This is a genomic window from Faunimonas sp. B44 (assembly GCF_052655945.1).
Genome location: NZ_JBQYEX010000007.1, coordinates 87,045 through 106,376 on the forward strand (window position 1 = coordinate 87,045; position 19,332 = coordinate 106,376).

A 19,332-nucleotide genomic window follows, 5' to 3' on the forward strand; every position below is an offset into this window, starting at 1 on the left:
CCTGGCGCGAATCAAGCCGCGGCCGGCGCCCGGCTCCGCACGCGGCCGGGATCGGCGCAGGCCTCGCAGCGCTCAAGGAACGCCCGCATCAGCGCATAGCCGTGCTCGGTCAGCACGGATTCCGGGTGGAACTGCAGCCCGAACGTCGGATGCCGGCGGTGTGCGAGCGCCATGACCTCGCCGTCCATGCTCCAGGCGGTCGCCGCGAGGTCGGCGGCGGGCTCGTCCATCTCCACGATGAGCGAGTGGTAGCGGCCGACCGTGAACTCCGCCGGCAGTCCCTCGAAGAGGCCGCTGCCATCGTGGCGGATCGGCGCGGCGCGGCCGTGCATCGGCGTCCGCGCCCTCACGACGCGGGCGCCGAACGCCTCGCCGATGCACTGGTGGCCGAGGCAGATGCCGAGGATGGGCACCCGGCCGGAGAGCGCGCGCACGGCCTCCACCGAGATCCCCGCCTCCGCCGGCGTGCAGGGGCCAGGCGAGAGGATCAGCCCGGTCGCGCCGGAGCGGGCGACCTCCTCCACGCTGAGCGCGTCGCTCCGGACGACCCGCACGGGACGGCCGAGTTCCTCCACGTAGCGCGCCACGTTGAAGACGAAGGAATCGTAATTGTCGAGGACGAGGATCATGCCACCCGCGCCCGCGCCGCCGGGTCGAAGGCCTGGAACAGCCGCTCCGCCTTGACGAGCGTCTCCTCGTATTCCGCCTCCGGGTCCGACAGGAGCGTGATGCCGCCGCCGGCATGGACGGAGGCGCGGCCGCCTTCGGCGACGAGCGTGCGGATCGCGATGCTGGAGGCGAGCGAGCCGTCGAAGCCGAGATGAAGGACCGAACCGCAATAGACGCCGCGCGGGTCGGGCTCCAGCGCATGGATGATCTCCATGGCGCGGATCTTGGGCGCCCCGGTGATGGAGCCGCCGGGAAAGCTCGCGGCGATGAGGTCGAGCGCGTCGAGCCCCGGGCGGAGCCGCGCCGTCACGGCCGAGACGAGGTGGTGGACGTTGGCGTAGCTCTCCAGCCCGCACAGGACCGGCACCTCGACCGTCCCGGGGACCGCCACCCGCGACAGGTCGTTCCGGAGCAGGTCGACGATCATCACGTTCTCGGCACGATCCTTTTCGCTGGCGAGAAGCCGCTCCGCCTCCCGCCGGTCGCTCTCCGGGTCGAGCGCGCGCCGGGCCGTGCCCTTGATCGGCCGCGTCTCGACGAAGCCGCCGCGCATCTCCAGGAACCGCTCCGGCGAGGTCGAGGCAACGAGCCGCGCGCCGTCGTGGAGGAACGCCCCGAAGGTCGCCGGGTTGGCGGCGCGGAGCTGCGCATAGGCGGCGACGGGATCGAAGCCGGGCGGCAGCGGCACGGTGAAGCGCTGCGTGAGGTTCGCCTGGAAGATGTCGCCCGCGGCGATGTAGTCGCGCACCCGTCCGACCGCGGCCTGGAAGGCCGGCTGGTCGAAGTTCGACGACCAGGCGCCTGCGGGAATCCGGATGGCCGGCAAGGCAGGCGCGCGGCCGCGGGCGGCGAGCTCCGCGGCGAGCCAGTCCGCGCGCTGATGGCGGCGCTCGCGGCGGCGGCGCGGATCCTGTTCGGGATAGCCCGTGGAGACGACGAAGGCGCGCCGCTCGACCTCGTCGAAGGCGACCGCCACGTCGTGGAAGAAGAGATCGATCTCCGGGCAAGCCGGTCCCGGCCGCGGCTCCGGCAGCTTCTCGAAGAGCCGCCCCGCCTCGTAGGAGATGAAGCCTGTCGCCCCCGGCTGGAACCGGGGCCCGGCCGGCGCGGCCGGACAGGCGAAGGCGCGCAGCTTCGCCCGAAGCGCCGTGAGCGGCGCGTCTTCGAGCGCGGCGCCGTTCCATGCCGGCCGGAGCCCGCTCACCGTGAAGCGGGCGAACGGGTCCGCCGCGAGGTAGGACCAGCGGCCGAGCTCCGGATGCTTCATGGCGCTGTCGAGGAGGACGAGGCCGGGCGCGAGCGGCAGCGATCGCAGCACCGCGAGGGGATCGCGGTATTCGACCTCGCGGACGAGCGGGGCTTCCGACATGGCGCTCCAGCCAGGGCCGCCGAACCGGCCACCGTCCCTATCTAATGGCCCGCCGGCGGCCGCGCCAGCAAAGCGATGCCACAAGCCGGCCGCGCCGCACAGGCGACCGATTGTGCGCCGGCACGGCCCCGCTTAGGCTTGCCGCATGGAGGAAACGAATTCCAACGACCTCACCCTGCGCCAGCTCCAGATCTTCTGGACGGTCGCGCATTCCGGCTCGATCACCCGGGCCGCGAAGCAGCTCGAGCTGCGCCAGCCGTCCATATCGCAGCAGCTGAGCCGCATGGAGAAGGCGGTCGGCGGCAAGCTCATCCGCTTCGTCAACAACGAGATGCGGCTGACCCCGGCCGGCCAGTTCCTGCTCGAGGAGGCGGGACGGGTGCTCGGCGCGGTCGACCGCGCCAAGGCCGGCCTCAACGAGTTCTTCGAGGGCCGGCGCGGCCGCGTCGTCGTCGGCGCCCTGCCCTCGCTCGCGCGCAACCTGATCGTGCCGGCCTTCGGCCGGCTCGTCGCCGACAAGCCGGGCTACATGCTCGACATGGTCGAGATGACGCCGCGCGAGGCGATCGAGCAGCTGCACGGCCGCATGATCGATATGGCGGTGATCTCCGGCTACGCGGTCCCGGCCCGGCTCGGCCTCGGCCTCAAGAGCATCCTCGTCGCCGAGGACGCGCAGCTTCTCGCCGTGCCGGCGCATCTGCCGGACCTCGCGCCGCTCGCCGCCCCCGAGCAGCAGCTCGGCGCAGCCGACCTCGCCGTGCTCCGCAGCACGATCCGCTACGCCTTCGCGAGCGAGCACACCGGCCGCATCGCCGCCTGGTACGACACGCTCCTGCCGGGCTCTGCGATGACGGCGCGCTGCCGGTCGTTCGAGAGCGCGCTCGCCTTCGTGGAGGGCGGGCTCGGCAGCGCGATCGTGCCGGAGCTCGCCGTCCGCCACCGCGACGGCACGCTGTTCGACGTCACGCTCTACGGCCTGCCGCTGCCGAAGCGGCGCACGGTCGTGCTCATGCCCGACCATTACCTGACGCTCGAAGGCATGCGGAGCTTCGTCGCCCTCATCCGGGACGCGGCGGAGCGGCTGTCGCCGCTCGTGGTGCGCGACACGCCGGCCTTCGCCGCGCAGCGGCTCGGGAGCCCGGACGCGATGGCCGAGGCCTCCGGCCTTCCGGCCCTATAGGCTCGGGCTATCGCACCCATTGCTTGTAAAGCGGACTCTGAGCGTCACCTTGTCGCAATCCCGGCCGACACCCGCCGGGATCGACAAGGAGGAAATCCCATGAAGAAGATCTGGTCCAAGCCGATGATCACCGAGCGTCCGGCCGGCATGGAAGTGACGGCCTACCTTCCGGCGAAGATCTAGGCGGAACCGGCCATCGGCCGCCTCCGGGGCTCACGGATGCTTATCGTCCGCGTTCTCGGCGCAGCGGCCGGTGGCGGCTTCCCGCAATGGAACGCCAATTCCGAGCCCTGCCGGCGCGCGCGCGCCGGCGATGCCGCGGCACCCGCCGCGACCCAGGCCTCGGTCGCGGTCTCGGCCGACGGGCGAAAGTGGGTGATCGTGAACGCCTCCCCGGACCTCCGCCAGCAGATCGAGGCCAGTCCCTGCCTGCAGCCGCAGGACGGGCTGCGGTCGAGCCCGATCGCCGCGGTGCTCCTCACCAATGGCGACGTCGACGCGATTGCCGGCCTGCTGCATCTCAGGGAGGGCACGCCCTTCGCGCTCTACGCGGCCCCGTCTGTCCTCGCGATTCTCGACGACAATCCCGTCTTCGACGTGGTCGACCGGGGCACCGTGCCGCGCCGCCCGCTCGAGACCGACGCCTGGCAGGCCATCGGCCTTGCCGACGGATCGCCGAGCGGCGTCGAGGTCAGGTGCTTTCCGGTGCCCGGCAAGGTGCCGCTCTATCTCGAGGGCGAGGGCTTCGACCCGGCAACCCCGTCGGAAGCGGGCGAGACGGTCGGGCTGGAATTCCGCTCCGGCGGGGCCCGGTTCTTCTACGTCGCCAATTGCGCGGCGATCACGCCGGCGCTGGCCGCCCGGCTGGAGGGCGCCCCGCTCGTCTTCTTCGACGGCACGCTCTTCACCGACGACGAGATGATCCGCCAAAGCGTGGGCACCAAGACCGGCCGCCGCATGGGGCACATGAGCCTGTCCGGCCCCGACGGCAGCATGGCGGGGCTCGCCGGCCTCGGCATCGGCCGCGTCGTCTTCATCCACATCAACAACACCAATCCGATTCTCCTGAAGGACAGCCCGGAGCGCGCCGCGGTCGAGGCCGCCGGCTTCAGGGTCGCCCATGACGGAATGGAGGAACGTCTGTGAGCTTTCCCGGCATCGACGATCTCGCCTCGGGCGAGGACCTGGAGACGGCGCTCCGGCGGATCGGCGCCGAGCGCTACCACAACCTCCACCCCTTCCACCGCATGCTGCACGGCGGCCGCCTGAACCGCGGCCAGGTCCAGGCCTGGGCGCTCAACCGCTATTACTACCAGTCGCGCATCCCGATGAAGGACAGCGCGATCATGGCGCGGATCGCCGATTCCGAGCTGCGGCGGATCTGGTCGGAGCGCGTCGTCGACCATGACGGCACGCGCGAGGGCCAGGGCGGCGTCGCGCGCTGGCTGACGCTCTGCGCCGCACTCGGGCTCGATCCGGAGCGGGTGAAGCGCGAGGAGGGCATCCTGCCGGCCACCCGCTTCGCCGTCGAGGCCTACATCCATTTCGTTCGCGAGCGTTCGCTGCTGGAGGCGATCGCCTCCTCGCTCACCGAGCTCTTCTCGCCCGGCATCATCCGCGAGCGCGTCTCCGGCATGCTCGCCAATTACGATTTCGTGGACGAGACGACCCTGTCCTATTTCCGGCCGCGGCTCGACCAGGCGCCGCGCGACGCGGAGTTCGCCCTCGCCTACGTGAAGGAGCACGCGCGCACGCCGGCCGAGCGCCGGCTCGTCTGCGAGGCGCTCCTCTTCAAGACCGACGTGCTCTGGGCGCAGCTCGACGCGCTCCACCACGCCTACGTCCTCGCCGGCGGCATCCCGCCGGGCGCGTTCGTGCCGGAGGAGGAGACGGCCCTGATGGGGAACGTCGCATGAGCGCGGCGCTCGCCTCCGACACCGCGCTTGTCCGCCCGGCCTGGGCGCGGCTGCGCTTCTGCGAGGTGCGCCAGGCCTGGCTGCTCCTCGTCCCGGAGCGCGTGCTCTTTCCCTGCCCGACGACGGTGGAGGTGCTGGAGCGCCTCGCCGAACCGAAGCGGCTCGGCGTGCTCGCAGCCGAGCTCGCAGCCGAATACGACGCCCCGCCCGAGGCGATCGAGGCCGATCTCGGCCCGCTCCTGGGCGATCTCGTGGAGAAGGGCTATGTCCGACGCGCCGACGCTTGACGCCCCGGCCCGGTCGCCCGCCCCGGCGCCGATCGCTGCAGCTTCCGTCGAGGCCCCGCTCGGGCTCCTCGCCGAGATCACGCATCGCTGCCCGCTGCAATGCCCCTATTGCTCGAACCCGGTCGCGCTGGAGCGGCTGGAGTCGGAGCTGACGGCCGGCGAATGGGGACGCGTCTTCGAGGAGGCCGCACGCCTCGGCATCGTCCAGCTCCATCTCTCCGGCGGCGAGCCGCTCGCCCGCCGCGACGTCGCCGAGATCGTGGCGCACGCCCGCACGGCCGGGCTCTACGTCAACCTCATCACCGCCGCCGTGAACCTCACACCGGAGCGCGCCGATGCGCTCGCCGCGGCCGGCGTCGACCACGTCCAGATCTCGCTGCAGGATTCCGACGCGGAGAGCTGCGGCCGCATCACCGCCTATCCCAGGGCCTTCGAGAAGAAGATCGAGGCGGCGCGGCTCGTCACCGAGCGCGGGCTGCCGCTCACCGTGAACGCCGTCATCCACCGTGCCAATGTCGGCCGGGTCGGCGACCTGATCGCGCTCGCGGAGCGGCTCGGCGCGCACCGCATCGAGATCGCGCATACGCAATATTACGGCTGGGCCTATCGCAACCGCGCCGCGCTCATGCCTGATCCCGCCCAGGTGGAGGCCGCGAGCCGGACGGTCGAGGCGGCGCGCGAGGCGCTGCGGGGCCGGCTCCTCATCGATTATGTCGTGCCGGACTATTTCGCCAGCCTGCCGAAGCCCTGCATGGGCGGCTGGGGCCGGCAGTTCCTGGTCGTCACGCCGAAGGGCGACGTGCTGCCCTGCCATGCCGCGCCGATGATCCCGGGCCTCGCCTTCGACAATGTCCGCGAGCAGAGCCTCGGCGCGATCTGGCGCGGCTCGGCCGCCTTCAACCGCTTCCGCGGCGAGGACTGGATGCCGGAGCCCTGCCGCAGCTGCGCGCGGCGCGAGGAGGATTTCGGCGGCTGCCGCTGCCAGGCCTTCATGCTCACGGGCGACGCCGCCAATACCGACCCGGCCTGCGCGCTCTCGCCCCACCACGACGCCATGCGCCGCTTCGCCACCGAGGCGTCGGGCGATGCGCCGCCGGGCTACGTCTACCGGCGCTACGGCTGACCGGACGGTTCGGCGACGGCCCAGGGCGCCGCTCTCGCCCGCATGCCCCTCGTCCGCGCCCGTTCAGGCGAAGCGGGCCTTCGCGCCGGCGATCGCCTCGGCCGAGCTCAGCGTGTCGAACAGTTCCCGGAACCACACCACCTTGCCGTCCCGGACCCGCAGGAGGTCGCAGAGGTCGGCGGTCGCCGTCCGGCCGGTGTCGCGCATCCGCACGGTCGCGCGGACGAAGACGCACGCCTTGTCGCCCTCCACGATCGTGAACTGCGGCTCGTACTCGACGTGCTCCACCTCCGCCAGGAGGTCGCGGAATCCCCGCATGACGGCCTCGCGCCCGCGCCTGACGCCGCCGAAGGGGAAGATGTCCGCCGATATCTCCACCGCCCAGTCGATGTCGTCCGCGAGCCCCGCCTCGAGTGCGGCAAGGTCGCCCGCGCGGAACGCGGCGTAGACCTCCGAAACGACGCGGCGGGTCGCATCGCTGGCATCGTTGTCGTTCATGGCTGCCTCCCTGCCCCGGCTCTCCGGCCGGCATCGGGAGTGTGCGCCGGGTCTCGACCGTTCGCAATCGCGACCGCGGGGCTGCGACCTGTCCTTGGCGGCGCCGAAGCGGCCGCCTATCCCGCGCTGCCCGCCCCGGCCGACCGCGCCCGGTCGCGCCCTTCCGGCGCTTCCTCCGCACCCGCGTCGGCATGCGATCCGTCCGCCTGAGGATGGAAGACGAACCGCCCCGGCCCGAGGCGCCGGGCACGGCGCACCGCGCGGCGGGCTCTTGCCAGGCCGTGCTGCACGCTGTCGGCATCGCTCGGCGCCATGACGGCGCCCACGGCGACACGCGGCTGGATCGTCTGACCCGAGGCGAGCGGGATCGGGTCGCAAATGCCGGCGAGGATGCGCTCCATCGCCTGTTGCGCCTCGTCGAGATCGATGACGCGCAGCATGAGGCCGAGCTCATCGTCGGAGAGCCAGCCGACGAGGTCGCCCCGGCGGACCACCTGGCGCGCCCGCGCCGCAAGCGCCGATTCCATCTCCTCGGTCGCCGATATGCCGTGCAGCTCGGCGGCGACCCGGAGGTTGTCGATCGCGGCGAGCGCGAAGACGAACGGCGTCCGGTAATGCCGCGCGACCGCGACGAGGACGTCGAGCTGCTGAAGGAAGGCGGCGCGGCGCGGAAGGCCCTCCGGGCGCTGCCTGACGACGTCGCCTGCAGGCGAGACCGTGCGGATGGCGCCCCTGGCGAGCGCCGGCCGGCCGGTCCCGTCGGCGAACCAGACGCCGCGATCCTGGACCCAGACCGTGCGCGTTCCGGGCCCGCCTGGAAGGCGCAGGCCGTAGGTCACTTCATAGGGAACGCCCGACCCGTAATCGATGCCGATCGCATTCAGGACCGCCTGGTGCCGGTCGGTGAGGCTGTCCGGGTCGACGAGCGTCTTGTAGCTCTCACCAACGGCGAGCCCGTCGAACCGCTCGAGGCCGAGCACGTCGCCGACATTCGCCGACCAGCGCTGGCGATCCGTTTCCAGATCCCATTCGTAGAGCGCTTCGCCGATCGCGGTGAGGATGGTCTGGCTGTTCGCGCCGGACTGGCTGCGCCGGTCGTCCGAAGCGGCGGCGAGGACCGGCGTGAGATCGGGCTCGTAACCCTCTTCCGGCCGAGCCTGGTCCTTCTCCTCGCTCAACACTTGTCCCCGGCGCCGTGCTCGTCCATCAGCCGGCGAATTCTGCCGCATCACGATGAAGGCGGCGTAAACGGCCGCAAGCCGTGCGGCGCGCCGGCGGCCCGAACGCAGAACGGGCCGGCGCGGCGGCCGGCCCGTCCTCGATCGGCTTCGGAGAACCGTCAGATGGTTTCCTTCGGCTCCAGGATCTGGCGGCCGCGGTACCGGCCGCTCTTCAGGTCGACGTGGTGCGGGCGGCGAAGCTCGCCCGAATCCTTGTCCTCGACATAGGTCGGCTGCGGCAGCGCGTCGGCCGACCGGCGGAAGCCGCGCTTCATGCGCGAGGTTTTTCTCTTCGGAACTGGCATGTCGTGCTCCAGGGGATCTGTCGGCCGGCAACAGCCGAGCCGTCCGCCGCGCCGCGGCAGACCGTTCGGAGGCGCATATAACCCCTCGCGCGCGCTTTGGCCAGTCCGATCGATCAGTCGAGCACGCAGTCGCCATAGGGACCGGCGCGCGCGGCGCGCGCGGCGATCGTGCTGGCGATGTTGCGTACGCCGCGGCTCGGATTGGCCGGGTCGCGGGCGAGCGGCGCCGGGAGCACGGCGGCGAGCCGCGCCGCCTGCGTCGCGTTGAGCCGCTTGGCCGTGGTGCCGAAATGGTGTTGCGCCGCAGCCTCCGCGCCGTAGATCCCGGGGCCCCATTCCGCGATGTTCAGGTAGATCTCCATCGTCCGCCGCTTGCCGAGCACGACGTCGGCATAGACCGCAAGCGGCACTTCGAGCGCCTTGCGCAGGTAGGAGCGGCTCGTCGTCAGGAACAGGTTCTTCACCACCTGCATGGTGATGGTGCTGGCGCCGCGCACGCGCCCGCCGCCGTCCGCCGCCTCCAGCGCCTTCCGGAACTCGACCCAGTCGATCCCGCCGTGCGCGCAGTACCTTGCGTCCTCCGACATCAGCACCGACCGGACGAGGTGCGGCGAGATGTCCGGCAGCGCCTTCCACTCCTTCTCGATCCCCGCGCCGCCGAGGCGCTTCAAGGCCATCACGGTCGTGATCGGCGGGTCGACGAAGCGGTAGAGCGGCAGCAGGAGGAACGGCGCGAGGAGCACCAGGAGGACGATCAGCAGGATGCGGCGGATGAGGCGCCGGAGCCCGCCGCGACGGCGCCGCACGTGCAAGGGGATGGCTTCGCCGCGGGTTGACAAGTCGGTGTTTTCCGCCATCGCTCCGGCCGGTCGTTCAACAGCCTTCTAAGACGAGACGTGACCGCTCGGCCAGCCCGATGAACCCGCCTCCCACAAGCCCGGACTTCGCTGCGCAGCGCGCCGCGGTCGCCGCCGCGGTGGAGGCCCGCCTGCAGGCGCTGCTTGCCGACGACCCCCGGCCCGGCGAAATCGCGCGGCCGCCGCGGCTCGTGGCGGCGATGCGGCACGCGCTGCTCGGCGGCGGCAAGCGGTTCCGCCCCTATCTCGTCGTCGCGAGCGCCGCGCTGTTCGACGTGCCGATGGCGGCGGCGCTGGACGCCGCAGCCGCCGTCGAATGCCTGCACACCTATTCCCTCGTCCATGACGACCTGCCCGCCATGGACGACGACGATCTCCGCCGCGGCCGTCCGACCGTCCACCGCGCCTTCGACGAGGCGACGGCGATCCTCGCCGGGGACGCGCTGCTCACGCTCGCCTTCGACGTGCTCGCCCGCGACGGCACGCATCCGGACCCCGCCGTCCGCGCCGCCCTGGTGCTGGCGCTCGCCCGGGCGGCCGGGCTCGGCGGCATGGTGGGCGGCCAGATGCTCGACCTGGAGGCGGAGCGCAGCACCTTCGACGAGGCCGCCATCCGCCGCATGCAGGCGATGAAGACGGGAGCCCTGATCGCCTGCTGCTGCGAGATGGGCGCCCTCCTCGGCCGCGCGCCGGAGCCGCACCGCGCCGCCCTGGCAAGCTACGGGCGGGAACTCGGCCTCGCCTTCCAGATCGCGGACGATCTCCTCGACCTCGAAGCGAGCGCCGAAGCGCTCGGCAAGGCGGCGGCGAAGGACGCCGCGAGGGGCAAGGCGACGCTGGTCGCCCGCCTCGGCCCGGCCGAGGCGCGCGCTGCGCTCGCTTCGGCCGTGGCGGCGTGCGCCGACGCGCTCGCGCCGTTCGGCGGGCGGGCGGGAAGGCTCGTCGAGGCTGCCCGGTTCGCGGCCGAACGGCCGAGCTAGCCGTCGCGCGGCCCCCCGGGTCGCCGGGCCTTGTAGCGGGCGCGCAGCCAGAACACGCCGAAGAAGGCCAGCATCGCGGCGAGCGCGACGGCGAGGCCGGCCCACGGTCCGCCCCCGGACACCGCCGCCATCAGTCGCGGCATCAGCAGCAGGACGAGGGCGGTCCCCGCGAGGATGATCCCGGCCGCAACCGCCGGCCCATAATCCTTCATCGTCCGTCTCCCGTGGGCGCGTGCCCGCTCGGCCGCGGGGCGTCGGCGCAGGCGCCGTGCTCGATCTCGATCGTCGCATGCCGGATGCCGTGGCGTCGATCGAGGCGGTCCTTCAGCGCGGAAACGACGCTGTCCGCATCCGCACCTTCGACGATGCGCGCATGCAGCGTGGCGAGCCGCTGGCGCCCGTCCAGCGTCCAGACATGCATGTGGTGGATGTCGCAGACGCCGTCGGCCGACCGCAAGAGGTCGTCGGCGACCGCGTTCCGGTCGGTCTCGGCCGGCGCGCCCTCGAGCAGGATCAGTCCGGATTCGCGCAGGAGCATCCATGCGCTGCGCAGGAGGAGCGCGGCCACCAGCAGCGAGAGGAGCGGGTCGGCCGGCGTCCAGCCGGTGGTCAGGATGATGCCTGCCGCCGCGATCGCGGCGAGCGAGCCGAGGAGGTCACCCATCACGTGAAGGAGCGCGCCCCTCAGATTAAGGGACGAGCGGTCGCCGCCGTGCAGGATGGCGAAGGCGGCGACGTTGACGGCGAGGCCCGTGGCGGCGATCGCCAGCATCGGGCCGGCCAGCACATCGGCAGGCTGCGAGAAACGCTGCACGGCCTCCACCACGATCCAGAGCGCGATCAGGAAGATGGTGAGGCCGTTCGTATAGGCGACCAGGATCTTCAGCCGGTCGAAGCCGTAGGTCATGCGCTCGCTGGCCGGCCGCTCGCTCATCCGGTAGGCCAAGTACGCGAGCCCGAGCGCGACGGAATCCGTGAGCATGTGGCCGGCATCTGCCAAGAGCGCCAGCGAGCCGGTCCAGAGCCCGCCCACGACCTCCGCCATCATGAACCCGGCCGTCAAGAGCGCGGCGGCGAGGATGCGGTTCTTGTTGCTCGCGCCGGCGGTCACGGAATGGTCGTGAGCGTGATCGTGTCCATGCGCGTGGCCGCCGTGCCCCGGCTCGTGCTCGTGTCCATCGCGCAGGCACGCATGGTCGTTCTGGTCAGTCATCGGCGGGCCCGTCCGGCATGTGCTGCGCGCTCTGCGGCGATGCGTTCCGAAAGCGATGTGCGCTGCCGTCCCGCCTCGTCCAGCTCGGAGAGCCACGCCTCCGTCCCGGCACGGATCGCCGGCCACTCGCGATCGATGATGGAGAACCAGGCCGTGTCGCGGTTGCGGCCCTTCACCACCATGTGCTGCCGGAAGAGGCCCTCGGGCGTGAAGCCCAGCCGGGCGGCGGCCGACCGCGAGGGCAGGTTCTGCGCGTCGCACTTCCACTCGTAGCGGCGGTAGCCGAGCTCGTCGAAGATGCGCCGCGCCATCAGCAGCATGGCCTCGGTTGCCGCCGCGCTGCGGCGGAGCCCCTCGCCGTAGACGATGCAGCCGACCTCGCCGACGCCGTTGGCCGGATCGAGGCGCATGTAGCTCGCCGTCCCGAGCGCCCGCCCCGCGGCCCGGTCCACGATGGCGAAGGCCACCCAGTCGGGACGATCGGCAATCCACGCGATGCCCTCGCGGAAGGCCGCCTCGCCGTCGAACGGGCCGATCGGCATGTAGGTCCAGATCGCGCGACCGGCGCTGCCGCCGGTGGCGTCCCAGAGGTCGCGCCAATGCGCCTCGGCGCCGAGGGCGACGAGTTCCACGCGCTCCCCGCGCATCGGCTCGGTGCCCGGCAGCCGCCGCGGCGACCAGCCCGACAGGTCCTCAGTCTTCATCGTCATCGTCATCAATGCGCGGCCTTGCGAAAGCGCCGTTCAGCGTGGAAGAGGCGGCCGCGCCGGCATAATCGATCCGCCGGTCGGCGAGCGCGCCCGCTGCCCGCAGGAACGCCCCGAGCGCCGTCTTGGCGAGCCCCGACCCGATGGAGACGCGGCGCACGCCGAGCCGCTCGAGCGCCGGGATGTCATCGGAGACGCCGCCGAGCCCGCCGAGGACGTTGACCGGCACGGCGACCGCGCCGACGATCTCGGCCACCTCGTGTTCCTGCGTCAGCCCCGGAGCATAGACCACGTCGGCGCCCGCCGCGTCGTAAAGCTTCAGGCGCCGGACGGCCTCCTTCAGCGGGTCCACGCCCTTTGCGAAGAACGCCTCGCAGCGCCCGGTCAGCACGAAGGAAGAGCCCGACCGGGCGACCGCCTCGCGGGCGGCCTCGAAGCGCCGCGCCGCCTCCGCGAGCGGATAGAGCGCGCCGTCGCCGGCCGACTGGTCCTGGTCCTCGATGGAGCAGCCCGCGACGCCCGCATCGATCGCGCGGCGCACGGTCTCGGCGACCTCCTGCGGCGTGGCGCCGTAACCCGATTCGAAATCGCCGTTGACCGGCAGGCCGGTGGCGCGGTGGAGCAGGGCCGCGTGGGCGATCGCCTCCTCCCGGGTCACGGCGCCGACCGCGTCCGGCTTTCCGAGCGACCAGGCGAGCGCGGCCGAGGACGTCGCGAGCGCCTCGAACCCGAAATCCGCAAGGAGCATCGCCGTGCCGGCATCCCAGGGATTGGGCATGACGAACAGCCGCTCGCGCGCGTGCAGGGCGCGGAAGCGGGAGGCCGGCTCGGCGGTATCGCTCATGTCAGTGGTTGTCCCGGGGCGTGAAGCGGTGCCCGACGTCGCGATACTTCACGGCGGGCTTCAGCACCATCCCGCCGTCGAACTGGTCGGCGAGTGCCCGGTGGATCTCCTGCCAGGGCGTCTGGCTCGGCGGCACGTAGGCGAGCGGCCCGTCTTCGAGCGCCTGCTCCAGCGCCCGCCGGCGCTCCGCGAGCTCCTCGTTCGGCAGGAGCACGTTCGCCTCGCGCCGGTTCAGGTCGATGCGGATGCGGTCGCCGGTCCTCAGCAGCGCCAGGCCGCCGCCGACGGCGGCCTCCGGGCAGGCGTTCAGGATCGAGGGCGAACCCGACGTGCCGGACTGACGGCCGTCGCCGATGCAGGGCAGTTCCATGATCCCTTCCTGCAGGAGCGCGTCGGGCGGCTGCATGTTCACGACCTCGGCACCGCCCGGATAGCCGATCGGGCCGGCGCCGCGCATGACCAGGATGGTGTGCTCGTCGATCCCGAGCGCCGGGTCGTTGATGCGGGCATGGTAGTCCTCGCGCCCGTCGAAGACGACGACGGGGCCCTCGAAAGCGTTCGGGTCTTCCGGGTCCGACAGGTAGCGCGCGCGGAAGGTCTCGGAGATCACGCTCGTCTTCATGATCGCCGAGCCGAACAGATTGCCCTTTAGGTTGAGGAAGCCCGCATCCGCGAGGATCGGCTCCTCGTGGGATCGGATCACCTCGCGGTCCCAGCTGCGCTTGCCCGCGCAGTTCGCGCCGATCGTGCCGCCGTTCACGGTCAGGGCGTCCGGGTGCGGCAGGAGGCCGGCCTCGATCAGCTCGGCGACGACGGCCGGCACGCCGCCGGCACGATGAAAGTCCTCCCCGAGGAAGCGCCCGGCCGGCTGCAGGTCGACGAGGAGCGGAACGTGGTGGCCGATCCGCTCCCAATCGTCGTTGGTGAGCTCGATCCCGAGATGGCGGGCGATGGCGTTGAGGTGGATCGGCGCGTTCGTGGAGCCGCCGATCGCGGAGTTCACCACGATGGCGTTCTCGAGCGCCGCGCGCGTCATGATCTTCGCCGGCGTCAGGTCCTCCAGCACCATCTCGACGATGCGCCGGCCGGTCAGGTAGGCGACCTGCGCCCGCTCCTTGTGCGGCGCGGGAATGGCGGCCCCGCCGGGCAGCATCATGCCGAGCGCCTCGGCGAGCGCGTTCATCGTGGTCGCCGTCCCCATCGTGTTGCAGAAGCCGGGAGACGGCGCCGAGGAGGCGACGAGCTCGAAATATTGCGGCCAGTCGATCTCGCCGGCCGCCTTGAGCTTCTTGGCGAGCCACTTGATCGTGCCGGAGCCGGTGCGCGCGCCGCGATACCAGCCGTTCAGCATCGGCCCGACGGAGAGCGCGATGGCGGGGATGTTCACGGTCGCCGCGGCCATCAGCTGGGACGGCGTGGTCTTGTCGCAGCCGGTCGTCAGCACCACGCCGTCGATCGGATAGCCGAACAGCGTCTCCACCAGCCCCAGATAAGCGAGGTTGCGATCGAGCGCCGCCGTCGGCCGCCGGCCGGTCTCCTGGATCGGGTGGACCGGGAACTCGAAGGCGATGCCGCCGGCTTCGCGGATACCTTCGCGGACCCGCTCGGCGAGCACGATGTGGTGCCGGTTGCACGGCGCGAGGTCGGAGCCCGATTGGGCGATGCCGATGAGCGGCTTGCCGGACTGGAGTTCCGCGCGCGTCAGGCCCCAGTTCATGTAGCGCTCGATGTAGAGCGCCGTCATGTCCGGATCGTCGGGATTGTCGAACCAGAGCTGCGATCGCAGCTTCACCGTCGTGCCGTGCTTGGCGTCATAGGGCATGCCGTTCTCCGAGAAGCAGGGGGAGCCTCGCGCCCTGCCCCGGCGGAATCAAGATGCCGCGGCGAAACGCCCGCCCCTCCGAGCGCCCCCCCCCCCCCCCCGCGGCCGCAACGGCCGGTCAGCGGGCCTGGATGCTTTCCAGATAGGCGAGAAAGGCCTCGATCTGCGCCGGCTCCAGCTGGAATTCCGGCATGTCGGGATGGGCCGTGACGATGCCCTCGGCGAGCGCCTCCGCCAGCTGCTCGACCGGGTAGCGCTGCGAGAGCGTCCGGAATGCCGGCGCCTCCGGCAGCGGGCTTTCGCCGCTCGTGCCGATCGCGTGGCAGCGGGCGCAGTTCGCCTCGGCGAAGCGCTCGCCCTCCGCAATCGGGTCGGCGAGCGCCGGCCCCGCCGAGACGAGGGCCACGGCCAGTGCGAGGCGTATCATGGTGTTGTCCTCCTTGCGCGCGCCGGCGCCTTCATTCCAGCGGACCCGCGCCCGCCAGCGTCCCGCCCGCATCGCGCAGCGCCTCCGGCGTGTCGACGTCGAGCCCGGCGGCCGGCCCGATCTCGACGGTCCGCACGGCGTCCGCGTGGCGCGCGATCAGGTGCCGCGCGCCGACATCGCCGGATGTCGCGAGAAGCTCCGGGAAGAAATGGCGCGACCAGAGCACCGGGTTGCCGCGCTTGCCCTCGACGGTGGGGAGCACGATCCCGGGCCGGTCGGGGTCGAACGCGGCGATCAGCCGGTCGATGATCGCGGCCGTGATGCCGGGCATGTCGGCGAGCAAGACGATCGCCCCGGCCGCGTCGGCCGGCAGCGCGGATATGCCGGTCTTAAGGGAGGTGGCGAGCCCCTCGGCATAGTCCGCATTGTGGACCGTCGCGACGTCGAGCCCGGCAAGCGCCGCCTCGATCCGGTCGCGCATGTGGCCGGTGACCACCACGACCGGCGACGCGCGCGAGGCGAGCGCGGCGGCGGCGCTCCGGCGCACGAGCGGCTCGCCGCCGAAGGTCGCCAGCAGCTTGTTCGGCCCGCCCATCCGGCGCGACTGCCCGGCGGCGAGGACGAGGGCCGCGACGGGGCCGCCCGCCGCCTTCGCCGGCTCGCGCGGCTGCGGCCGCGACACGATCTCCATGAGCAGGCCTCCGACGCCCATGCCGGTGATGTCCTCGGGTTCCACCGGAATGCCGGCGAGGAGCCGTTGCAGCACCCAGTCGAAGCCGTTCTCGGCCGGGCTGCGCGCGCAGCCGGGTGCGCCGATCACCGGCACGCCCTCGAGTTCGCCGACGAGGAGCAGGTTGCCCGGATCGACGGGCATGCCGAGATGGATCACCCGCCCGCCGGCGGCCCTGATCGCCTCCGGGATGACGTCGGCCGCGTCGGTGATCGCAGAGGCCGCGAAGACGACGAGGAGGTCGGGATCCTCCCGCCGCTGCGCGGCGAGCGCCTCGGCGAGCGGCGCCGTGCGATGCGGGACGCGCCGCTCGTCGGCGACCGTCGCGCCGGCCGGCGCGAGCCGCGCCTCGAACACCCGGCGCGTCTTGTCCATGACGCTCGGCTTCAGCCCGGGCAGCGTCGTCGCCGTCATGGCGACGCGGGCGCGCCGCCAGGGCGATAGGGCGAGCGCGGCGCGCCCTGCGAGCGCTTGCTCCGCACGCTCGACCGCGCTTTCCGGCAGCGCGAGCGGGATAATCTTCACGGTCGCCACCATGCGCCCCGCCTCCACCGCCGCGTAAGACGGCAGCGTCGCGAGCGTCAGGCCCGGATCGAGCCGGTTCACGCCGTCGACCAGCGCCCGGTCGGCGACGAACAGCCCGGCGGCGTCGGCGAAGATGTTGCACCGGCCGGTGAAGGCCGGGTCGATCCGCAGGTTGGGGCCGAGCAGCGCGCTGGCGACCCGCTCCGCCGCCGCGTCCTCGCCGATGTCGCCGGGCTCGAGCCGCGCCGCCACGATCTCGGCGATGCCCGCCTCCGACAGCGCCGCGATCTCCGCGGGGCCGAGCCGCGTTCCCTTCCGGATCGTTCCCCGGCCGTGGCGGATCGAATGGGCGGCGACCGCCCCTTCCGCCTCTCCGACCGGGACCGGGCCGAACCTCAAGCCGCCGCCCGCTTCGCGCCGGCGCTCGTGCGCAGCGCCGCGATCACCTCGGCCATGATCGCGACGGCGATCTCGGCCGGGGACTGCGCTCCGATGTCGAGCCCGATCGGCGCGTGGATGCGCTCAAGATCCGCGGCGGCGACGCCGTCCTGGAGCAGGCGCTCGACGCGCTTGCCGTGCGTCTTCCGGCTTCCGAGCGCACCGACGTAGAAGCAGCGCGCGGCAAGTGCGGCGGCGATCGGCCCGTCGTCGATCTTCGGGTCGTGCGTGAGCGCGACCAGCGCGCTGTAGGCGTCGAGCGGCTTGTCGCGCAGCGCCTCGTCCGGCCATTCCGCGAGGAGCGGGACGTCGGGAAAGCGCTCCTTTGTCGCGAACGCCGTGCGCGGGTCGATGATGACCATGTCGAATCCCGCAACCCGCGCGATCGGCGCGAGCGCCTGGCTGATGTGCACGGCGCCGATCACCACCATCCGCGGCGGCGGCACCTGCACGGTGAGGAAGGTGCGGCCGTCCTCCAGCATGCCGGATCGGCCGGTGCGGAAGCGGCGCTCGAGCTCCGGGCCGAGCGGATCGGCGGCAGCGTCAGCCTCGCCGACGAGCCGCGTCTGGCCCGATTGCGTGTCGGTGACGAGGATCGCCGCGCGCCGTGCGCGCCGGGCCTCGTTCATGGCGACGAGCAGGTCGGCGCGCATGTCAGTTCACCGGCTCGACATAGACGCGGATGCGCCCGCCGCAGGAGAGCCCGACCCGCCACGCCGTCTCGTCGGCGACGCCGAACTCCAGCATGCGCGGCCGCCCTTCGGCGATCACGTCGAGCGCCTCGCCGACGACCGCGCCCTCGACGCAGCCGCCCGACACCGAGCCCTGGAAATTCCCCTCGCCGTCGATCACCAGATGGCTGCCGACGGGCCTTGGCGCCGAGCCCCAGGTCTCCACCACGGTGGCGAGCGCGAGCCGCCGGCCCTCCCCGATCCAGGCCTCTGCGGTGCCGAGCACGTCGAGGCCGGCGTCTTGCAGATGTTCCGACATCCTTTCCTCCTCATGCTGCCTTCAGGTAGCTGCGCGGGTCGGCCGCCGCGCCGCCGGGCTCCGTCGACAGCGCGTCCACCACGTCGGCGATCGCCTGGAGCGAATGCGCCGGGCGGAACTGGTCGACATGGGGCAGCATGGCTCGGATTCCGCTCGCCCTCGCCTCGAAGCCGGAGAAGCGCAGGAGCGGGTTCAGCCAGATCAGCGTCCGGCAGGAGCGGCGGAGCCGGTCCATCTCGCGGCCGAGATCGGCGTCCGCGTCGCGCTCCAGGCCGTCCGTGATGAGGAGCACGATTGCGCCCTGCCCCAGCACGCGACGCGACCAGTCGCGGTTGAAGGTGCGCAGCGCCGAGGCGATCCGGGTGCCGCCCGACCAGTCGGCGACGGCGTCGGCGCAGCCGGCGAGCGCCTCGTCGGGATCCTTCATGCGGAGCTGCCGCGTCACGTTGGTGAGCCGCGTGCCGAACAGGAAGACGCTGACCTTCCGGCGTTCGGAGATCGCATGAAGGAAGTGGAGGAGCACGCGCGAGTAGTCCGTCATCGAGCCGGAAATGTCGCAGAGCGCGACGAGCGGCGGCTGGACCTCGGTCGGCGCCCGGAAGCGCGGCAGGATCATCCCCCCGCCGAGCCGGAGCGAGGCGCGCATGGTGAGCCGGGGATCGAACGCACCGCGCAGCGCCGCCTTCAGCCGGCGTGTGCGCACCCGGTCGTCCGGCATCGCCAGGCGGGCGATCTCGCGCTTGGCGGCTGCGAGCTCGCCGGCGGTCATCTGGGCGAAGTCCTTGCGCTGGAGCACCTCGCGGTCGGAGACGGTGAGCCGGGCGTCGATCTCGGTCTCGGGCTGCTCGATCTCGCGCGTGCGCTCGGGCCGGAGCGCCTCGTTCACCCGGGCCGAGCCCGCGCGCGGCCGCTCCGGCTCGGCCGCGCGCGGCGGCGCCGCCGGCGACATCATCGCGATCAGCTTCTCCAGCAGGCCGCGCCGGCGCCAGAAGATCTCGAAGGCCTCGAGGAAGACGGCGCGGTGCTCCCGCTTCTTCACGAGCACCGAATGGAGCGTCCAGTAGAAGTCCTCGCGCGAGGCGATGCCGGCGACCTCGACGGCGCGGATCGCATCGACGACCGAGCCGGGGCCGACCGGCAGGCCGGCGCGGCGCAGCACGCGGGCGAAGTGCACGATGTTGTCGGCGATCCGCCCCGGGCCCGATGGCGTGGATGGCGCCTCTGCCGGCACG

Annotated in this window: 23 protein-coding genes; 7 read left to right on the forward strand and 16 right to left on the reverse strand. The window is 72.3% G+C overall.

The window, feature by feature from the left end:
* Positions 1-11: 11 nt before the first annotated feature.
* Positions 12-629, reverse strand: a complete 618-nt coding sequence (locus ACUN0C_RS13755) for an anthranilate synthase component II (protein WP_445466954.1) — start codon at positions 627-629, stop codon at positions 12-14.
* The gene (pabB, locus tag ACUN0C_RS13760; RefSeq protein WP_445466955.1) at positions 626-2,038 is read right to left on the reverse strand and encodes an aminodeoxychorismate synthase component I; all 1,413 of its coding nucleotides are present in this window, start codon (positions 2,036-2,038) and stop codon (positions 626-628) included. Before pabB ends, ACUN0C_RS13755 begins: the two co-directional genes overlap by 4 nt.
* A gap of 145 nt (positions 2,039-2,183) precedes the next feature.
* Between pabB and ACUN0C_RS13765 the strand changes: the two genes are divergently transcribed.
* The 6 genes from ACUN0C_RS13765 to pqqE all read left to right on the forward strand — a co-directional run bounded on the left by ACUN0C_RS13765 (position 2,184) and on the right by pqqE (position 6,544).
* A complete protein-coding gene (locus ACUN0C_RS13765; protein WP_445466956.1) occupies positions 2,184-3,218 on the forward strand; it encodes a LysR family transcriptional regulator in 1,035 nt (344 codons plus the stop codon).
* Positions 3,219-3,317: 99 nt separating this feature from the next.
* Positions 3,318-3,401: a pyrroloquinoline quinone precursor peptide PqqA gene (gene pqqA, locus ACUN0C_RS13770; RefSeq protein ID WP_445467044.1), complete on the forward strand. Its 84-nt coding sequence runs from the start codon at positions 3,318-3,320 to the stop codon at positions 3,399-3,401.
* A gap of 36 nt (positions 3,402-3,437) precedes the next feature.
* Positions 3,438-4,364: a pyrroloquinoline quinone biosynthesis protein PqqB gene (pqqB, locus tag ACUN0C_RS13775; RefSeq protein ID WP_445466957.1), complete on the forward strand. Its 927-nt coding sequence runs from the start codon at positions 3,438-3,440 to the stop codon at positions 4,362-4,364.
* Positions 4,361-5,134, forward strand: coding sequence for a pyrroloquinoline-quinone synthase PqqC (pqqC, locus tag ACUN0C_RS13780; RefSeq protein ID WP_445466958.1), 774 nt, complete (start codon positions 4,361-4,363; stop codon positions 5,132-5,134). Before pqqB ends, pqqC begins: the two co-directional genes overlap by 4 nt.
* Positions 5,131-5,421 carry a PqqD family protein gene (locus ACUN0C_RS13785; protein ID WP_445466959.1) on the forward strand — a complete coding sequence of 97 codons (291 nt, stop codon included), beginning with the start codon at positions 5,131-5,133 and terminating at the stop codon, positions 5,419-5,421. Before pqqC ends, ACUN0C_RS13785 begins: the two co-directional genes overlap by 4 nt.
* Positions 5,399-6,544, forward strand: coding sequence for a pyrroloquinoline quinone biosynthesis protein PqqE (gene pqqE, locus ACUN0C_RS13790; RefSeq protein ID WP_445466960.1), 1,146 nt, complete (start codon positions 5,399-5,401; stop codon positions 6,542-6,544). Before ACUN0C_RS13785 ends, pqqE begins: the two co-directional genes overlap by 23 nt.
* A 63-nt stretch (positions 6,545-6,607) precedes the next feature.
* Here the strand turns inward: pqqE and ACUN0C_RS13795 are convergent, their stop codons facing one another.
* The 4 genes from ACUN0C_RS13795 to mtgA all read right to left on the reverse strand — a co-directional run bounded on the left by ACUN0C_RS13795 (position 6,608) and on the right by mtgA (position 9,424).
* Positions 6,608-7,042: a nuclear transport factor 2 family protein gene (locus ACUN0C_RS13795; RefSeq protein WP_445466961.1), complete on the reverse strand. Its 435-nt coding sequence runs from the start codon at positions 7,040-7,042 to the stop codon at positions 6,608-6,610.
* A gap of 116 nt (positions 7,043-7,158) precedes the next feature.
* Entirely contained in the window at positions 7,159-8,220 is a 1,062-nt protein-coding gene (locus tag ACUN0C_RS13800) for a diguanylate cyclase domain-containing protein (protein WP_445466962.1), read from the reverse strand.
* Positions 8,221-8,381: 161 nt separating this feature from the next.
* Positions 8,382-8,567, reverse strand: a complete 186-nt coding sequence (rpmF, locus tag ACUN0C_RS13805; protein ID WP_445466963.1) for a 50S ribosomal protein L32 — start codon at positions 8,565-8,567, stop codon at positions 8,382-8,384.
* 113 nt (positions 8,568-8,680) lie between these two features.
* The gene (mtgA, locus tag ACUN0C_RS13810) at positions 8,681-9,424 is read right to left on the reverse strand and encodes a monofunctional biosynthetic peptidoglycan transglycosylase (protein WP_445466964.1); all 744 of its coding nucleotides are present in this window, start codon (positions 9,422-9,424) and stop codon (positions 8,681-8,683) included.
* A 59-nt stretch (positions 9,425-9,483) separates the two neighbouring features.
* On the opposite strand from mtgA, the gene ACUN0C_RS13815 reads away from it, so the two are divergent.
* Positions 9,484-10,404, forward strand: coding sequence for a polyprenyl synthetase family protein (locus tag ACUN0C_RS13815; RefSeq protein WP_445466965.1), 921 nt, complete (start codon positions 9,484-9,486; stop codon positions 10,402-10,404).
* Here the strand turns inward: ACUN0C_RS13815 and ACUN0C_RS13820 are convergent.
* The 10 genes from ACUN0C_RS13820 to ACUN0C_RS13865 form a co-directional block, all read right to left on the reverse strand.
* On the reverse strand, positions 10,401-10,616 hold the full coding sequence (locus ACUN0C_RS13820; protein ID WP_445466966.1) for a hypothetical protein: 216 nt from the start codon (positions 10,614-10,616) through the stop codon (positions 10,401-10,403). The genes ACUN0C_RS13815 and ACUN0C_RS13820 overlap by 4 nt on opposite strands.
* Positions 10,613-11,617: a cation diffusion facilitator family transporter gene (locus ACUN0C_RS13825; protein ID WP_445466967.1), complete on the reverse strand. Its 1,005-nt coding sequence runs from the start codon at positions 11,615-11,617 to the stop codon at positions 10,613-10,615. Before ACUN0C_RS13825 ends, ACUN0C_RS13820 begins: the two co-directional genes overlap by 4 nt.
* A complete protein-coding gene (locus ACUN0C_RS13830; protein WP_445466968.1) occupies positions 11,614-12,327 on the reverse strand; it encodes a GNAT family N-acetyltransferase in 714 nt (237 codons plus the stop codon). Before ACUN0C_RS13830 ends, ACUN0C_RS13825 begins: the two co-directional genes overlap by 4 nt.
* Positions 12,311-13,168 carry an isocitrate lyase/PEP mutase family protein gene (locus tag ACUN0C_RS13835; RefSeq protein ID WP_445466969.1) on the reverse strand — a complete coding sequence of 286 codons (858 nt, stop codon included), beginning with the start codon at positions 13,166-13,168 and terminating at the stop codon, positions 12,311-12,313. Before ACUN0C_RS13835 ends, ACUN0C_RS13830 begins: the two co-directional genes overlap by 17 nt.
* A 1-nt stretch (position 13,169) precedes the next feature.
* A complete protein-coding gene (locus ACUN0C_RS13840) occupies positions 13,170-14,990 on the reverse strand; it encodes an IlvD/Edd family dehydratase (RefSeq protein WP_445466970.1) in 1,821 nt (606 codons plus the stop codon).
* Positions 14,991-15,108: 118 nt separating this feature from the next.
* The gene (locus ACUN0C_RS13845; RefSeq protein ID WP_445466971.1) at positions 15,109-15,417 is read right to left on the reverse strand and encodes a c-type cytochrome; all 309 of its coding nucleotides are present in this window, start codon (positions 15,415-15,417) and stop codon (positions 15,109-15,111) included.
* A gap of 31 nt (positions 15,418-15,448) precedes the next feature.
* On the reverse strand, positions 15,449-17,071 hold the full coding sequence (locus ACUN0C_RS13850; RefSeq protein WP_445466972.1) for an NTP transferase domain-containing protein: 1,623 nt from the start codon (positions 17,069-17,071) through the stop codon (positions 15,449-15,451).
* Positions 17,068-17,763 carry an XdhC family protein gene (locus tag ACUN0C_RS13855; protein ID WP_445466973.1) on the reverse strand — a complete coding sequence of 232 codons (696 nt, stop codon included), beginning with the start codon at positions 17,761-17,763 and terminating at the stop codon, positions 17,068-17,070. Before ACUN0C_RS13855 ends, ACUN0C_RS13850 begins: the two co-directional genes overlap by 4 nt.
* Position 17,764: 1 nt before the next feature.
* Positions 17,765-18,100: an XdhC family protein gene (locus tag ACUN0C_RS13860; protein ID WP_445466974.1), complete on the reverse strand. Its 336-nt coding sequence runs from the start codon at positions 18,098-18,100 to the stop codon at positions 17,765-17,767.
* 10 nt (positions 18,101-18,110) lie between these two features.
* Positions 18,111-19,331 carry a vWA domain-containing protein gene (locus tag ACUN0C_RS13865; protein WP_445466975.1) on the reverse strand — a complete coding sequence of 407 codons (1,221 nt, stop codon included), beginning with the start codon at positions 19,329-19,331 and terminating at the stop codon, positions 18,111-18,113.
* Between the last annotated feature and the right edge of the window lies 1 nt (position 19,332).

What these genes read in the sequence shown, in the direction of transcription:
- ACUN0C_RS13820 (WP_445466966.1), bottom strand. Translation starts at nt 10,616, where the DNA reads ATGAAGGATTATGGGCCGGCGGTTGCGGCCGGGATCATCCTCGCGGGG.
- mtgA (WP_445466964.1), bottom strand. Translation starts at nt 9,424, where the DNA reads ATGGCGGAAAACACCGACTTGTCAACCCGCGGCGAAGCCATCCCCTTG.
- pqqB (WP_445466957.1), top strand. Translation starts at nt 3,438, where the DNA reads ATGCTTATCGTCCGCGTTCTCGGCGCAGCGGCCGGTGGCGGCTTCCCG.
- pabB (WP_445466955.1), bottom strand. Translation starts at nt 2,038, where the DNA reads ATGTCGGAAGCCCCGCTCGTCCGCGAGGTCGAATACCGCGATCCCCTC.
- ACUN0C_RS13785 (WP_445466959.1), top strand. Translation starts at nt 5,131, where the DNA reads ATGAGCGCGGCGCTCGCCTCCGACACCGCGCTTGTCCGCCCGGCCTGG.
- pqqE (WP_445466960.1), top strand. Translation starts at nt 5,399, where the DNA reads ATGTCCGACGCGCCGACGCTTGACGCCCCGGCCCGGTCGCCCGCCCCG.
- ACUN0C_RS13815 (WP_445466965.1), top strand. Translation starts at nt 9,484, where the DNA reads ATGAACCCGCCTCCCACAAGCCCGGACTTCGCTGCGCAGCGCGCCGCG.
- ACUN0C_RS13755 (WP_445466954.1), bottom strand. Translation starts at nt 629, where the DNA reads ATGATCCTCGTCCTCGACAATTACGATTCCTTCGTCTTCAACGTGGCG.
- ACUN0C_RS13855 (WP_445466973.1), bottom strand. Translation starts at nt 17,763, where the DNA reads ATGCGCGCCGACCTGCTCGTCGCCATGAACGAGGCCCGGCGCGCACGG.
- ACUN0C_RS13860 (WP_445466974.1), bottom strand. Translation starts at nt 18,100, where the DNA reads ATGTCGGAACATCTGCAAGACGCCGGCCTCGACGTGCTCGGCACCGCA.
- ACUN0C_RS13840 (WP_445466970.1), bottom strand. Translation starts at nt 14,990, where the DNA reads ATGCCCTATGACGCCAAGCACGGCACGACGGTGAAGCTGCGATCGCAG.
- ACUN0C_RS13765 (WP_445466956.1), top strand. Translation starts at nt 2,184, where the DNA reads ATGGAGGAAACGAATTCCAACGACCTCACCCTGCGCCAGCTCCAGATC.
- ACUN0C_RS13830 (WP_445466968.1), bottom strand. Translation starts at nt 12,327, where the DNA reads ATGACGATGAAGACTGAGGACCTGTCGGGCTGGTCGCCGCGGCGGCTG.
- ACUN0C_RS13835 (WP_445466969.1), bottom strand. Translation starts at nt 13,168, where the DNA reads ATGAGCGATACCGCCGAGCCGGCCTCCCGCTTCCGCGCCCTGCACGCG.
- ACUN0C_RS13795 (WP_445466961.1), bottom strand. Translation starts at nt 7,042, where the DNA reads ATGAACGACAACGATGCCAGCGATGCGACCCGCCGCGTCGTTTCGGAG.
- pqqA (WP_445467044.1), top strand. Translation starts at nt 3,318, where the DNA reads ATGAAGAAGATCTGGTCCAAGCCGATGATCACCGAGCGTCCGGCCGGC.
- rpmF (WP_445466963.1), bottom strand. Translation starts at nt 8,567, where the DNA reads ATGCCAGTTCCGAAGAGAAAAACCTCGCGCATGAAGCGCGGCTTCCGC.
- ACUN0C_RS13825 (WP_445466967.1), bottom strand. Translation starts at nt 11,617, where the DNA reads ATGACTGACCAGAACGACCATGCGTGCCTGCGCGATGGACACGAGCAC.
- ACUN0C_RS13845 (WP_445466971.1), bottom strand. Translation starts at nt 15,417, where the DNA reads ATGATACGCCTCGCACTGGCCGTGGCCCTCGTCTCGGCGGGGCCGGCG.